The sequence below is a fragment of the Streptomyces sp. NPDC001373 genome (genome assembly GCF_042895815.1).
GTDB lineage: Bacteria > Actinomycetota > Actinomycetes > Streptomycetales > Streptomycetaceae > Streptomyces.
Genome location: NZ_JBIAWQ010000002.1, coordinates 334474 through 348138 on the forward strand (window position 1 = coordinate 334474; position 13665 = coordinate 348138).

At 70.0% G+C, this 13665-nt stretch carries 15 protein-coding genes, 1 tRNA gene and 1 pseudogene; 7 read left to right on the forward strand and 10 right to left on the reverse strand.

All coding sequences use genetic code 11. The features are described from left to right. Positions 1 to 14: 14 nt before the first annotated feature. Positions 15 to 506, reverse strand: coding sequence for a DUF1772 domain-containing protein (locus tag ACFY15_RS06935; protein WP_390686334.1), 492 nt, complete (start codon positions 504 to 506; stop codon positions 15 to 17). A gap of 140 nt (positions 507 to 646) precedes the next feature. Further along, entirely contained in the window at positions 647 to 1300 is a 654-nt protein-coding gene (locus tag ACFY15_RS06940; RefSeq protein ID WP_390686335.1) for a maleylpyruvate isomerase family mycothiol-dependent enzyme, read from the reverse strand. 71 nt (positions 1301 to 1371) lie between these two features. Here ACFY15_RS06940 and ACFY15_RS06945 point away from each other — a divergent pair, with 71 nt between their 5' ends. Continuing rightward, positions 1372 to 2286 carry a LysR family transcriptional regulator gene (locus tag ACFY15_RS06945; RefSeq protein ID WP_390686336.1) on the forward strand — a complete coding sequence of 305 codons (915 nt, stop codon included), beginning with the start codon at positions 1372 to 1374 and terminating at the stop codon, positions 2284 to 2286. A gap of 278 nt (positions 2287 to 2564) precedes the next feature. Here the strand turns inward: ACFY15_RS06945 and ACFY15_RS06950 are convergent, their stop codons facing one another. Continuing rightward, positions 2565 to 3764, reverse strand: a complete 1200-nt coding sequence (locus ACFY15_RS06950) for a PP2C family protein-serine/threonine phosphatase (RefSeq protein ID WP_390686337.1) — start codon at positions 3762 to 3764, stop codon at positions 2565 to 2567. 236 nt (positions 3765 to 4000) lie between these two features. Here ACFY15_RS06950 and ACFY15_RS06955 point away from each other — a divergent pair, with 236 nt between their 5' ends. Then, positions 4001 to 5269, forward strand: coding sequence for an ATP-binding protein (locus ACFY15_RS06955; RefSeq protein WP_390686338.1), 1269 nt, complete (start codon positions 4001 to 4003; stop codon positions 5267 to 5269). A 12-nt stretch (positions 5270 to 5281) separates the two neighbouring features. Here ACFY15_RS06955 and ACFY15_RS06960 read toward each other — a convergent pair whose 3' ends face one another. The 3 genes from ACFY15_RS06960 to ACFY15_RS06970 form a co-directional block, all read right to left on the reverse strand. Further along, positions 5282 to 5554: a hypothetical protein gene (locus tag ACFY15_RS06960; protein WP_390686339.1), complete on the reverse strand. Its 273-nt coding sequence runs from the start codon at positions 5552 to 5554 to the stop codon at positions 5282 to 5284. A 48-nt stretch (positions 5555 to 5602) separates the two neighbouring features. Beyond that, entirely contained in the window at positions 5603 to 5869 is a 267-nt protein-coding gene (locus tag ACFY15_RS06965) for a hypothetical protein (protein WP_390686389.1), read from the reverse strand. A 311-nt stretch (positions 5870 to 6180) separates the two neighbouring features. Continuing rightward, positions 6181 to 6756 (reverse strand): DUF5994 family protein, encoded by a 576-nt coding sequence (locus tag ACFY15_RS06970; RefSeq protein WP_390686340.1) that lies wholly within the window; start codon positions 6754 to 6756, stop codon positions 6181 to 6183. A 280-nt stretch (positions 6757 to 7036) separates the two neighbouring features. On the opposite strand from ACFY15_RS06970, the gene ACFY15_RS06975 reads away from it, so the two are divergent. After that, the gene (locus ACFY15_RS06975; RefSeq protein WP_390686341.1) at positions 7037 to 7537 is read left to right on the forward strand and encodes a DUF5994 family protein; all 501 of its coding nucleotides are present in this window, start codon (positions 7037 to 7039) and stop codon (positions 7535 to 7537) included. A gap of 144 nt (positions 7538 to 7681) precedes the next feature. On the opposite strand, the gene ACFY15_RS06980 is transcribed toward ACFY15_RS06975, so the two are convergent. Both ACFY15_RS06980 and ACFY15_RS06985 read right to left on the reverse strand, forming a co-directional pair. Next, the gene (locus ACFY15_RS06980; protein WP_390686342.1) at positions 7682 to 7894 is read right to left on the reverse strand and encodes a hypothetical protein; all 213 of its coding nucleotides are present in this window, start codon (positions 7892 to 7894) and stop codon (positions 7682 to 7684) included. An 817-nt stretch (positions 7895 to 8711) separates the two neighbouring features. Beyond that, positions 8712 to 9689, reverse strand: coding sequence for a GlxA family transcriptional regulator (locus ACFY15_RS06985; RefSeq protein ID WP_390686343.1), 978 nt, complete (start codon positions 9687 to 9689; stop codon positions 8712 to 8714). A 149-nt stretch (positions 9690 to 9838) separates the two neighbouring features. Between ACFY15_RS06985 and ACFY15_RS06990 the strand changes: the two genes are divergently transcribed. Both ACFY15_RS06990 and ACFY15_RS06995 read left to right on the forward strand, forming a co-directional pair. Continuing rightward, positions 9839 to 10162 (forward strand): putative quinol monooxygenase, encoded by a 324-nt coding sequence (locus tag ACFY15_RS06990; RefSeq protein WP_390686344.1) that lies wholly within the window; start codon positions 9839 to 9841, stop codon positions 10160 to 10162. Positions 10163 to 10339: 177 nt separating this feature from the next. Next, positions 10340 to 10513: pseudogene (locus tag ACFY15_RS06995) on the forward strand (site-specific integrase); the annotation flags it as partial. A 284-nt stretch (positions 10514 to 10797) separates the two neighbouring features. On the opposite strand, the gene ACFY15_RS07000 reads toward ACFY15_RS06995, so the two are convergent. Further along, positions 10798 to 10871: transfer RNA gene (locus tag ACFY15_RS07000), tRNA-Gly, on the reverse strand. A 470-nt stretch (positions 10872 to 11341) separates the two neighbouring features. Here ACFY15_RS07000 and dcd point away from each other — a divergent pair. Continuing rightward, positions 11342 to 11929 (forward strand): dCTP deaminase, encoded by a 588-nt coding sequence (gene dcd, locus ACFY15_RS07005; protein ID WP_007265045.1) that lies wholly within the window; start codon positions 11342 to 11344, stop codon positions 11927 to 11929. Then, positions 11926 to 12423 carry a phosphoribosyltransferase gene (locus ACFY15_RS07010; RefSeq protein ID WP_344159849.1) on the forward strand — a complete coding sequence of 166 codons (498 nt, stop codon included), beginning with the start codon at positions 11926 to 11928 and terminating at the stop codon, positions 12421 to 12423. Before dcd ends, ACFY15_RS07010 begins: the two co-directional genes overlap by 4 nt. Before the next feature lie 90 nt (positions 12424 to 12513). Here the strand turns inward: ACFY15_RS07010 and ACFY15_RS07015 are convergent, their stop codons facing one another. Beyond that, entirely contained in the window at positions 12514 to 13437 is a 924-nt protein-coding gene (locus ACFY15_RS07015; protein WP_390686345.1) for a Yip1 family protein, read from the reverse strand. Positions 13438 to 13665 lie beyond the last annotated feature (228 nt).

Consider the following 13665-nt stretch of genomic DNA (forward strand, 5'->3'; position numbering starts at 1 on the left):
GGGCTCGGAACTCTTCAGTCTGTGGTGGTCTGCGGCTGCTTCCGGTCAGTCGGCGGTTGCCTCAGGGAGAGGATGATCAGCAGAGTGAACGCGGTGAGGGCGGTGAGTGTGCGCAGGTTGTTGAAGAGTTCCCAGCGCCGCAGGATCTCCGCGTGATCGACCGGTGCCGAGGTGCGCGCCCATTCCTTGATCCGGCCGTTGATCGGCACATTGCCGAGCCGGGTTATCAGGAAGGACGCGAAGGTCAGCAGTCCTGCCGTACCCGCGATCAGCCTGGCGCGGCCGCGTTTCAGGGCCGCGAGAGTGAAGGAGCTCAGCGTCGACACGGCCATCGCCGCCTGCATGGTGATGCCGTTCATCTTCATCAGCTCGGCGTGGAATGACAGCCGCATGTCGAGCGGTACAGCGTTGAAGGTGGGGACGAGGTTGGCCGCGCCGTAGCCGAATGCGCCGGCGAGGAGGCCGGTGGCGAGCAGGGCGAGTCCCTGGAGGGCTCGGATGCACATGTTCGTTGGCTCCAGTAAATGGGTGCTTGTTCAGCCAGGTCCGGTCGACGGCCCTGAGGGGTGGAGGCACAGGAGGACCGAGCCAGACGTGGGGTGCGTCACCGGCGGGAAGGCAGGTGCCCGTCCGGGGTTTGCCGCCGTCACGCCTGCGCAGCGAGGAAGCGATCGTCCAGTTCGCCGCGGAGGCGCCCTGGGGGGAGCCGTCGTCCGTATGCAAGCAGGAGGAGATCCTGTGCGGCGCCGGACAGAGGCGTTCCGGTACCGAAGCGCCAGTCGAGGTCGTCGGCGCGGAGTTCGATGCCGCCGAGGTCGGCTCCGAAGAACTTGAGGGTCCTGGCGTTGACGCTCTCCAGGAGGATGTGCACGTGATCCTCGGGAACCCGGCGGTCCAGGCCTAGTGCGACCGTGATGTCCAGGCCGTGGATCACATCGTGGCCCAAGGCCGCCTCGATCCCGCCGACCGGCGGCCTCCAGGGGTGATCCGCGTTGTCACTCAGCAATGCGGCGAGCTCACGCGTCGAATGGGTGGCCGCGTCCTTGCGGGCGCATCGATCGGTCATCCGGTGGAGGTTGCCTCGCGCCCTGATCAGTTCCCACGCCATCTTGGAGAGCGAGTACCGAAACCCCATCGACATGTGGGCCGCGACTTCCCGTACCCGCCACCCCCCACACAGGGTCGGCGCGTCCCACTCCTCGGCCGACAGGTCGCCCAACACGGCCGCCAGCTCCCGGCGTTCGGTAGCGATCGCGGCTCTGATCTCCGCCGCTGGTCTGCGGTGCGTCGTGTTCCCCATGGCCTCAAGGCTCTTGGCCCTCCCGCCATAAGTCCAAGAGTTTGCATGTCTCGCAATTAGAATGATCGGTTATGGACATTCGGCAGCTACGGTACTTCGTCACGGTCGCGGAGGAAGCCAACTTCACCCGCGCCGCCGCGCGTCTGCACCTGGCGCAGCCGGGGGTGAGCGCCCAAGTCCGGCAGCTCGAAAAGGAACTTGGGCACCCGCTGCTCGACCGCTCCGGCCGGTCGGTGACCCTGACCGAGGTGGGCGAGGCCGTACTGCCGTACGCGCGGGCCGCGATCAGCGCCGTCGAAGCGGTCCGCCAGACCGCAGACGAGTTCACCGGATTGCTGCGCGGTCACGTTACCCTCGGACTCGTCTCGGGCGCGGCCGCGGCAGCCCATGAGTTCGACCTGGCGACCGTCTTGGCCGGCTTCCACAAGGACCACCCCAAGGTGGAGATCGCCCTGACCGAGGACACCTCGGAGCGGATGCTTGCCGCGCTGCACCGAGGGGAACTCGACATCGCCGTGATCGGACTCGCGGACGAGGAACCCCCGCCGGGCATCGCCGTACAGGTCCTGGTCGACGAACCCCTGGTCGCGGCCGTCGCCCCGGACGACTCCGCCCTCACGCCCCCGGACCGCACGGACATTCCGCTGGCCGAGCTCCGCGATCGCCCGCTGATCAGCCTGCCGCGTGGCACGGGCATCCGCGGGGTCCTCGACCGCGCGTGTGCACAGGCAAGGTTCCAGCCCCGCATCGCCTTCGAGGCAGCCGCTCCGCTGTTCCTTGCCCAGCTCGCTGCCCGCGGTCTCGGTGTGGCGGTGGTTCCGGCCCTCCCGGCGGGCGCGGCGTCCGCCTTCGGGCTGCGCACGCTGGAGATCACCGAGCCGCGGCTACGCGGCCGGGTCGCTCTGGCCTGGCGGACGGACGGCCCCTCCAGCCCCGCCGGCGCTGTCTTCCTGAACCTGCTGCGTACGAGTCTGGGCCCAATCTGACGCACGGCGAGGGTGGTTATGGCACGCGAATGGCACGCGGGCCTCGATAGGTCTAGACAATAAACAAGCCCCAGGTCGCTGACCTGGGGCTTTGCCGTGGAGCGGATGACGGGAATCGAACCCGCGCTGTAAGCTTGGGAATCCCCGGCGCTTTGACCGCCACACGGCCTCTGACCTGCAAGAACATCCCCATGCGAGTGTTTCGGCGCGGGGCGCGGACATACCCTTCCTGACCGCTGTTTGCCGCTTCTCCTGGCACGTTGTGGCACGGCCTTCCGTCATCCGCGCCACTCGAGCAGGACGAGCGTCGCGTCGTCCGAGGTGGTTTCGCCGCGTGCCCTCTTGAGGGTGTGGGACAGGTCCCGGGCCACCGTGCGGATCCCGTAGTCGGCCTGCTCCAGCTGGTTCACCCAGTCGATCAGTTGCTCCTCGCCGAACTGTTCCTGCCCGCTTTCGTGCTCTTCGACCAGGCCGTCGGTGAAGCAGAGGACGCGGTCGCCCGGCTCCAGCGCCACCGTGCTGACCTGCGGCTGGTCCCCTCCGAAGCCGACGGGGAGGGTTGTGGGGCTGTCCAGGCGGTGTATGACGCGGTGCGCGCGGATCAGCATCGGCGCTGGATGACCCGCGTTGACCCACTGGAGACGCCCCGTGTTCGTGTCCAGGCGCATCATCTGGGCGGTCACGAAGTGGTCCGGGTCGAACTGCTTGGCGACGGCCCGGTCCATGAAGAGGTAGATCTCGGACAGCTCGATGCTGATCCGGCGGGCGTGGCGGTACGCGCCGATGGCCACCGTGGCCATCGTGGCCGCGTCCAGGCCGTGCCCCATGGCGTCGATCATGGCGAGGTGCAGGACGTTGCCGTTCAGGGCGTAGTCGAAGCTGTCACCTGCCACGGCGTAGGCAGGCTCCAGGACCCCGGCGACCGCGACGCGCGGCATCACCATCGACAGCGGGGGCAGCAGGGACCACTGGATCTCCGCGGCGACACTCATCGGTTCGCTGCGGCGGGTCCGGAAGAAGAGGTCCGTGTAGCCGTTCTTGGTCTCCAACAGGTCGGCAGCCAGGCCCGCGATCCTGCGCAGGACGCGGCGGGCGTCGTCGTCGATCCCGTCCAGGGTGACCGCGAGGACCCCCACCTGGTCGCCGCCGTCCAGCAGGGGCAGGTGGACCCGTACGCCGTCGGCCGTCGGGACTTCGACCGGGCGTGACTCCAGGAAGCACCGCCCGGCCTCGGAGTGGTCGATGGGCTGCGGATCACCGGCGGCCACGCCGCCGGCGGGCAGGGAGACCAGCTGCTGCTGTCCGTAGTCCTGGAGCAGGATCCGTGTTTCGCGGCCCCCCATCCGGGCCACCGTCTCGGCGACGAGCGGGCCGACCATGTGCGGCGGCAGCTCGTGCGCCCGGTCCAGGAGCAGCCCGAGCAGAGCCTCCCCGAAGCTCTCCGAGCGGTCCGGGTTCCCGTGCCCTCCGACGGTCATCCTGTTGCCTCCAACCGGGCGGCGGCCGACGGCCGACTGCACGGGCGGCGTGGCCTCCAGGATGCTCCCCGGCGACCGGGCACGCCACACGGCTTCCACGCCCGCCGGGCTCCACGACCCGGATTCCCCGGTGAGCCGGTGCCCACGGAGGTCACGGACCACACCGTTCGCCCGGCGTGCGCGTCCCGCGGACTTCGGCCGATGATGGGAGCACGGCCGAACATGCGGAGCTGACCATGACGGGTTGGCGTGTCAGGGACTACACCCCGGACGATCTCGAAGCAGTGATCCGGGTCGATGCGGAGAGCAGTACGGCCGAAGAGCCGCCCCTCTTCCCGCTGTCGGACGCGGTGGCGGCCCTCCAAGCCCTCCACCCGGCAGTGGTGGCCACAGCTGACGAGGTGGTGGTCGGCGCCGCGGTGAGCAGGGTGGAGGGCGACCAGTCGTGGATCCTGCGCATCTGCATGGAGCCCGCCTGGCGGCACCAGGGGCTGGGCAGCGACCTGATCACGGCATTGGAGCACCGGCTGTTCGCCAGTGGCGTCCGAACGGTGCACGCGGTCCTGCCCGAGGGCGGGACCGGTGCCGCAGCCCTGCACGACTGCGGCTTCCGTGCCCGCCCGGGTGTGGTCTTCTTCGAGAAGCGCGGGCCGGTGACTCCCCACGCGGCCGACATGCTGTCCTCGCTCGGGGCGGAACTGACGCCCGGGGGGCTGTGGCAGAAGGTTGCGGGCATGCAGAGGGAGAAGCAGCTCATCGAGCGGCGCCTGATCCTGCCGCTGGCCCGTCCCGAGCTGGCCGCCCAGCACGGCGTGGAGCTGCCGCGGGCGGTGATGCTGTTCGGGCCGCCCGGGACGGGGAAGAGCACGTTCGCGCACGCGATCTCCAGCCGTCTGGCATGGCCCTTCCTCGAACTGTTCCCCGCCCGGCTGGCCGCCGAGTACGGGCTGGCGAGCGGGCTGAACCGGCGCTTCGACGAGATCGCCCGGCTCGACCACGTCCTGGTTTTCATCGACGAGGTCGAGGAGATCGCGGGAACCCGGAGCGGTGCGGACGCGACCGCGGTCGGTGTCGTCAACGAACTGCTCAAGGCGATCGTCCGGTTCCGGGGCCAGGACGGGCGGCTGCTCGTCTGCGCCACCAACAACGTGACCACGCTCGACTCCGCGTTCCTGCGGCACGGCCGTTTCGACTACGTGCTGCCGATCGGTCCTCCCGACCACCGCGCCAGGACCGAGCTGTGGGAGAGCTACCTGGCCCGAGCGGGCGCGGAGGGCGACAGCACGGCGCTGGCGTCAGCCAGCGAGGGGTTCACCCCCGCCGACATCGCCCATGTGGCGCGCACCGTCTCCCAAGCCCAGTTCGAGCGCACCTTCGACACCGGAGCCCGGGTCCGCCCCACCACCGAGGACTACCTGCGCACGATCCGCGAAACCAGGCCCACGGTAAGCGCCGCCATAGCTCAGGAATTCGCCCACCAGACCGAGGAGTTCGCCCGCATCTAGGCCGCTCCTTCGCTAGACCGCCCCTTCCTCCTCGGCCTCCAGGCGCCGGATTCCCTCGTGGGTGAGGGTGACCATCGCGGGGGTGTTGCCCGGTTCCCAGTCGACGGTGATCAGGCCTTCACCGGCCAGGTAGGTGCAGGCGGCGGCCAGGTCCTGTCCCGGTATGCGGAGGTCGCGCCGCAGCTGCGCCCCGGTGATGCCGAGGAGGCGGTTGCCTTCGACGGCTTCGTACAGGGCCCGGAGCACCTGCGCGCGGTAGGTCTTGCGTTCGCCCAGAGTGGCCATGACCCGTCCTTTCGCGTCCGGGGTGGCTTCCGAGGCCCGTCGGGGCTCTCACATCTCGTCGGAGTGGGTGCCTGCGCCGACGGGGGTTCGGATGGTGGCCAACCAGGAGCGTGCCGGGCCGGCGGATGTTGCCGTGTCCACGGTGAGGTGCAGGCGGGTGTCCCCGTTGAGGCCGGGATAGCTGCGCTGCTCCTTGCCCGCGAAGCGGTGGCGGAGCGCCTGCGCGACAGCTCGGGCGGCCTCGGGTGTGTTCGCGATGATCCGTACCTCGGCCTCTCCGAGCGACGGCAGTGTCTCGGTCTCGATGTACTTCATGCGGGCGTGTTCCCTTTCGGAGTGCACGGGAAGTCGACTTCGGAGTGCGCGGGAAGTCGACGGCGGGGGCGCCGTGGAACGCCGCCTGCCGACCCCGGTCGGAGGAAGGGCCGTCCCTCCCCGACCGGCATCTCTGTGGTGGGCTCGACGACCGGTGTCGTCCGGCAGGCCCGGAGCCCTCGGCAGGGGGTCGCTGAAGTGCTGGGTCTCGATCCGCGCGGCGTGCCGGGCGTTCAGCAGGTGGATCCAGCACGCTCCGATGCCGATCATGAGGATGATCGCCGCGATGAAGACGATGGTCTCCACTGAGCTCACCTCCAGCCGCTTGCGGACAGTGGCTGGGAGCTTCGTCCCATCGCGTCCCCGAAGGGGGACATGCAGGCTCCGCCTTCGCCCTCCCAGGTGGCTTCCCGGCGCGCGACATCGCGGGTGCCGCGCTCGATGGCGGTTTCGTTGGCCATGAGCGCGCCCGCGGTGAGGACGCTGCCCGGGATCGCTGCGGCGGCCAGCAGACGGGCCGCAGCTGCGGGTGCGGTCTCGGGCGGGATGACGAGGAGGTCCCAGCGGCCGACGGTGTAGGAGAGCAGGATCAGCTTGTCGGGGTCCTGCTCGGTGAACCAGCCCACGTGCAGCGTGCGCCCGCCCACGGCAACCGTGTGCGGTACGGCGAGCCATCGGGTGGGATTCACGGTGACGCGGGTGATGCGACCCCAGGGTTCCTCCAGGGCGGCGGCGAGTGGTGGGAGCTCGGCTTCGAGGTTGCGGGAGTAGGGCCACCAGGCACCGTCCAGCTGGCCGGCGAGCGTGGTTTTCGGGGTGAGGGACAAGCGGGCCGGGAGATCTGAGGCGAGATCGCGGGGCGCGGTCCGGTCGAGGGTGCTGGTCATGGTGTGGACCTGCCCCCGGACTGCCCGTCGGCAGCCCGGTTTCTAGGCGATCGCCGGAAACGACACCCGCATGGAAGCCGGTGTGCGAAGTACTCCCGGTGTTTTCACTGTACGCCCGTTCAGCCGGGTTTGACCGTTCTGACCAGGTATTTTCCGGTGGGCGCTGGAGTGGGCGGTGGGAGTACCGTGAAAGGACCACAGGCCCGCGGACGTCGCCCGACCGGCCTCGGTGCCGGCCTGCGACGCAGTACGGCCGCCCCCCGTAGACGGGTGAACCCACATGACTGACTCCGACATCCCCCACACGCCCTCACTGCTCCTGCCGGATGCGATCCACCATACGATCCAGCCCGGGGCGGCCGTGCTGCGGCTGGAGACCACGCAGTCCCGGGAGGGGCTGCTCGACGGCGCTTGGTGGCCACGCACCCGCGACATCGGCACCGAGCTGCCGGCGCTGATCAGAGTGCTGACCGGGCATCTCGGCCCGATCACCCGCGTGGGCGTGGACGCATCCGCCTGGAACGGCATCCCGACCCGCTTGGTCATCGATGGCCAGGTCGTGCACCTCGACTCCGCCCCCGTCGGCGACGACACCGTTCTCGTCACGCGCGGCCGCAACGACCACTTCGCCCTGTTGGTGGTTCCCCCGGACACCGCCGCCGCTACCGCCCGGGAAGCGATGGCCCGCGCCGTCCGCGCCGACAACATCACGCCGGCCGCTCAGCTCCTCGTCGCCATCACACCCGAACCCGGGGACGGCGCCGCCGATGCGGCAGGCTGACCTCGAATCCACGGCGGCCGAGCCGAGAGCGCGGCGCCCCCGTGGCGGGCGGCCCGGTCTCCTTCGGCGTCGGGCGGTCGGGATGCGGCAGAGCCCGGCCGGAGTGTTGCGTACCGGCCGGGCTCCGGGCGTGCGGCGCTTTGGTCAGAGCCCCTCGTCGTGCAGGTCCTCTTCGCGCAGCAGGTTGTCCTCGCGGCGGCGCGAGGTCTCCTTCGCACCGGGCTTCTGCCCCTTCTCACGCGACTGCCTGCCCGGTCGGGGCTGCGCGGGGTCCCCGGGGCGATGGTGTTCCTGGGGCTCGCGGCCCAGGCCCCGGTCCTTGCCCGGCTCCTGACGCTTGTCCTGTGTACCGTCCATGACAGCGCTCCTCTTGGTGCGTGGGGGTACGGATTCCTCTCGGATCACGCTGCCACGTACAGCGAAGGTCCGCATGATGGCGACTTGGAAGCGAGGCACACGGACGACCCGGGGCTTTGTCGTGGAGCGGATGACGGGAATCGAACCCGCGCTAAAGCTTGGGAATCTATGGCGCCCACAGCGCCGATGTGGTCTCTGACCTGCAAGTATCGGTCACTGGGCGGCTCGTTGTGAGGGCCTTCCCGCGCCGGTGTTGACCGCTCTTCATCGCTGCCAGGGGCACGGATGGGGCACGCACCCGTCGGCTTGGCCGCGTGGAGCGCTGCGGCCTGGAACGCCACGCGACGATGTGCGCATCTGCGCTGCGGCGGGCCTCCGCACCGTGAGGGAACGGCAGGGTCCCGGCCGAGGAGGCGATCGGCGGTGCTCGGCACCGGAAGCTGCGATACGCGTACGGCATAGCTCGGGCGCGCCGCCCGAACATCCCGACTCCGGAATCCGCTGAGCGAACGTGCTCCCGCGCGCCGTTCCAGGTGCCGATGGTGATCGGCACCTACTCCGCCATCGCTGCCGGCTTCATGGCGCGTACTGGTGGCGATCTGCGCGGGCTTCTGGGCCGCGGAACCCCGCTCACCACTCGCAGCGGCTGCCGCGCAGCCCCCCGGTGAGAGGAGCACGGCTGCGAGGGCAGAGGGTTCCGCGTTCTGGAGGGGGATACACGGTGTTCCTGGGAACGGTGGCTGTCACCGGTGCTGCATGGAATCACTCGCACGTGAGGCCGGCACCGAGCGTCGTCGCGGACAGGGCCCAGGCGGGTCTAGGCGCTGGCGGGCGCGGTTCCGTTGCGGAGGCGGCCGGGGGTGGTGCCGAGGCGTTGACGCAGCAGGGTGGTGAGGGTGGAGGCGTTCTCGTAGCCGACGCGGCGGGCGACGGTCTCCGTGGGCAGGTCCGTGGTGCGCAGCAGGTGGGCGGCCTGTTCGAGCCGGATGGTCTGGGCGAACCGCAGGGGTGAGACGCCCAGGACCTTGTCCACGGCGCGCTGGAGGGTCCGTTCGCTCGCGCCGACCGCCCGTGCCGCTTCGGTCATCCGCAGGGGCTGGTCGAGGTGCGCGCGGACCCAGCTCTCGAAGGCGCTGACGGTGGGATCGGTGCGGGCGAGGTGGCTGGGAATGGCGTAACCGGCTTGGGTGGGGCGGTGGTCGACCACGAGGTAGCGGGCCGTGAGGTCGGCGAGGGCCGGGCTGGCCTGCCGTACCAGGGCGAGGCCGAGGTCGAGGTGTGCCATGGCGGCTCCGGCCGTGGTCACCCCCGGGGCGTGGACCAGCATGTGGCTCTCGTCCAGGGCCACGTGGGGGTAGGCCTGCCGGAAGGCCGGGGCCAGCCACCAACTGGTGGTGGCGGTGAGCCCGTTCAGCACCCCTGCCTCGGCGAGGAGGAACGTACTCGTGCAGGCCGCGGCCAGGGGGACGCCCTCGGCCCGGGCCCGCCGGAGCGCCTCGCGTTCGGGTTCCCGTTCCGGGGCGGCCACCCAGTCCAGCAGGGGTGCGGGCTGTTTGGGGCCGGCCCCGGGCACGATGAGGAGGTCGGGCCGCGGTCCGACCCCGGCGTCCTGGGCTTCGACCACGTGCCCTGAGGCCGTACGGACGGCCCCCCGCCCGCTGACGCGGGTCAGCTCCCAGCGCGGTGGAGGGTGAGGCAGTTCCTCTCGCAGTTCATTGGCCATCTGCAGGACGTCGAAGACCGTGGCCAGCCCGGAGTCGAAGAGGCCGTCCATGACCAGTACCGAAATCCTCATGTCGGAAACGGTAAAACATCCGGCGGATGCGCCACTGACCCGAGCCCCTCTGCCGCTCATACGGTGATCACATCGCACGGCGGCGCGACACCCCACCGGGTCGCACCGCGTCCACCACGCACCACCCACCACGCACCGAGGAGCACTCGATGACGAACGCCCTTGTCCCCGAGACCACCCGCATCGGCCTGCTCGCCCGCATCGAGGCCAAGCCGGAGTATGTCCGCGAGGTCGAGGAACTCCTCACCGGCGCCCTCGCCCTGGCCGGGGAAGAGGCCGGCACCACCGTCTGGTTCGCGCTGCGCCTGGGCCCCACCACCTTCGGCATCTTCGACGCCTTCGCCACCGAGGAGAACCGCCAAGCACACCTCCAGGGCCGGATCGCGGCGGCGCTCATGGAGAACGCCCCCAAGCTGCTCGCCGAGGATCCCGAAATCCTGCCCGTCGAGGTCCTGGCCGCGAAGCTCTCCTGACTCGCCGATCTGGGCCTTCCGGCTGGGACGGGAAACCGAAACCGCATGAGCACCGCGCCCCAGCCGTCCGCCATTGATCGCCCGGCGTTGGCGGCGTTGACGCCGCTGCCGAAGTTGCTGTCGTTGTCGGCCTGCGCCGGAGCCGCCGTGCCGATGATGGCGAGCGGCACTGCCAAGGTCAGGACTTGGCGCGCGGAACGGCGCAAGGCGACGGGGGCCACCACCACGGCTAAGTCCTACCGGCTGCTGAAGGCCATCATGCAGACGGCCGTCGAGGACGAGCTGATCCGCCGGAACCCTTGCTCCATCCTTGGGGCGGGTAACAGCGCGACCGCCACCGTGCACAGGATCGTTCCCCCGCTCGCGGCTCCTGCCGGAGTGGCACGGCGGAGGTGACGCACGTACAGGGGTGCGGTCCAGGCAGACAGCCGGGGCCGCGCCCCTGCGGCGTGTGGCGCAGGTCACCCGAAATGCGTCTCGGGATTCGGGACCGTTGGGCGCGCGGTGGCCGCGAGTGACGGTTCGAGGTCCAATCTGACGCCCCGTTACGGCACTTATGGCACGCGAATGGCGCGCGGGCCCTGATAGGTCTAGACAACAAACAAGCCCCAGGTCGTTGACCTGGGGCTTTGCCGTGGAGCGGATGACGGGAATCGAACCCGCGCTATAAGCTTGGGAAGCTCATGTTCTACCATTAAACTACATCCGCAGAGTGGTCCAGCTGCCTGGATCCCTACCGTTGCACACTGTACCCCATGATCGACCCCCGGTGAATCCACCCGCCGGGTCGGCGTCTTCCGGACGGGGCACCAGGCGCTACGGGTGCGGGAGTTGGGGCGTACCTTTGGGGCGCGGAGCGGCAACTGGAGCGGGTCCCGATCATCCCCTAATGTGGCGATTCATCGCAGTACGGCTCGTTGGGGAAAGGGACTCGATGGAGCGCACAGTCGTCCGTTGTGCCGAAGGGCACGTTTTCAGCACCGCCTCCTTCCCGCTGCAGCACCTCGGTGCCGGCCGGATCGGACCGGGGCGGCTGCTGCGGTGTCCGCGGTGCGCGCGGCTGAGGCACGCGGTGCCCGTGGGCGGCGTCAAGCGGTAGGGACCTCGCACCGGGCTCCGTAGGCGCGCGGGTCCGCTCTCGATTGGGGGCGGCCCGCGCGCTCTGCGTATCCTCGGGACGTGCTTCTCTCCGACAAAGACATCCGGGCCGAGATCGACAGCGGACGGGTTCGCATTGACCCGTTCGACGAGTCGATGGTGCAGCCCTCCAGCATCGACGTGCGACTCGACCGGTTCTTCCGGGTCTTCGAGAACCACCGTTACGCACACATCGACCCCGCGATCGAGCAGCCCGATCTGACCCGCATGGTCGAGCCGGAGGGGGACGAGGCCTTCATCCTGCATCCGGGTGAGTTCGTCCTCGCCTCGACGTACGAGGTCATCTCGCTCCCCGAGGACATCGCCTCCAGGCTGGAGGGGAAGTCCAGCCTGGGCCGCCTGGGGCTGGTGACGCATTCGACGGCCGGGTTCATCGACCCCGGGTTCTCGGGTCACGTGACCCTGGAGCTGTCGAACCTCGCCACGCTGCCGATCAAGCTCTGGCCGGGCATGAAGATCGGGCAGCTGTGCATGTTCCGCCTCAGCTCGCCCGCGGAGTTCCCGTACGGCAGCGAGCGGTACGGGTCCAGGTACCAGGGGCAGCGCGGGCCGACCGCCTCGCGCTCCTTCCAGAACTTCCACCGCACCCAGGTGAGGCACGAGGCATGAGCGACGTACGCGAGACCCTGACCTACGAGGCGTTCGGCAGCGCCGTCCGAGAGCTGGCGCAGACCATCGCCGCCGACGGTTACGAGCCGGACATCATCCTCAGCATCGCCCGGGGCGGGGTGTTCGTCGCCGGCGGTCTGGCCTACGCGCTGGACTGCAAGAACATCCACCTCGTGAACGTGGAGTTCTACACCGGCGTGGGCACCACCCTGGAGATGCCGGTCATGCTGGCGCCCGTGCCCGAGGCGATCGACTTCACCGACAAGAAGGTCCTCATCGCCGATGACGTGGCCGACACCGGGAAGACGCTCAAGCTCGTCCACGACTTCTGCCTCGGCCACGTCGCCGAGGTGCGCTCGGCCGTGATCTACGAGAAGTCGCACTCGCTCGTGAAGTGCGAGTACGTGTGGAAGAAGACGGACGACTGGATCGAGTTCCCGTGGTCCACGGAGCCGCCGGTGGTCAAGCGCGAGGGCCAGATCCTCGACGCCTGACCTCTCAGGACATACGGGAAGGGGCCCGTCGCGCACACTGCGCGACGGGCCCCTTCCCGCGTCCGGAAGGCCGGATGTCCGGCCGTGCGGTCAGAGCATGCCCAGCTTGATCATCGACAGCAGGGCGACCAGCTGGATCGCGGACGCGCCCAGCGCCTTCTGCCAGGGCAGGTCGTGCGACTTGCTGACCATCGAGGTGAAGAGCGCGGCGGCCGCCAGCCAGGTCGCCCATCCCAGGACCTGCACGACCATGTTGTCGCCGCTCAGGAACACCGCCACCAGCAGGCGCGGGGCATCGGTGATGGACATGACCAGCATCGACAGGCCCACGGTCGGCTGCCACGCCCCGTCGCCGCCCAGCTGGCGGGCCAGGGTGTGGGTGACCGCGCCCAGGATGAGGCCGCAGACGACGAAGGCCGCGCCGGTGCTCAGGACGATCGGGATCGCCTGGGTGAGGGTCGCCTTGATCGCGTCCTCGCGGGCCTTGTCGAACCCGAAGACGGCGAGCATGCCGTAGATGAAGGTCACGACGAGCGCCGGACCCCAGACGGCGTAGTCACGCATCTGGAGGAACGTCGGCCCGGGCCTCAGCACGATGCCGCGCAGCAGGTCCTTCCAGTGCAGGCGCGGCCCGGCCGGGGCGGCCGCGGCCGCCCCGGAGTGGTAGGCAGCGGCCTGGCCGTACGGGTCCTCGCCGAGGGAGAAGGCCTGCGTGTGGCCCGGGTTGTCCGCGTACGCGGGCTCGTGCGGGGCCGCGTGGTGCGGCTGCTGGTGGTGGCCGCCGCCGTACGGGTCGAAGTACTCGGGCTCCCCGTGGCTGCCGCCGCCCGGCTGGGGCCAGTGCTGCTGGGGCGGCGGGCCGCCGGCGGGCGGGTACGGCTGATGGCCGTACGGCGCCTGCGCCTGCGCCTGGGGCGCCTGCTGCTGGCCGTACGGCTGCTGCCGCGGGGCGTGCGGGGGTTGTTGCGGGGGGCGGTTGTCGTCCCGGCCCCGTCCGATCCTGAATCCAGCCACGTGATCGAAAGTACCTGCTCCGGCGGGCGGTGGTGGCCGGGCCGGTGGAAACAGGGCCTTTGCGGCTGAGCTGTGACATCCCCTAGGGGGCGTGGGGGTGGGTGGTTTGCCGGGGTGTGCGGCGCTTCGATGTCATTCGATGCTGTGCACAACGGAATGCCGAAGGGGCCCACTCCGTGCCGTGGCCCCGTCCCGGTATGCAGGAACGGCCGGTCCCCCTCCACGGGG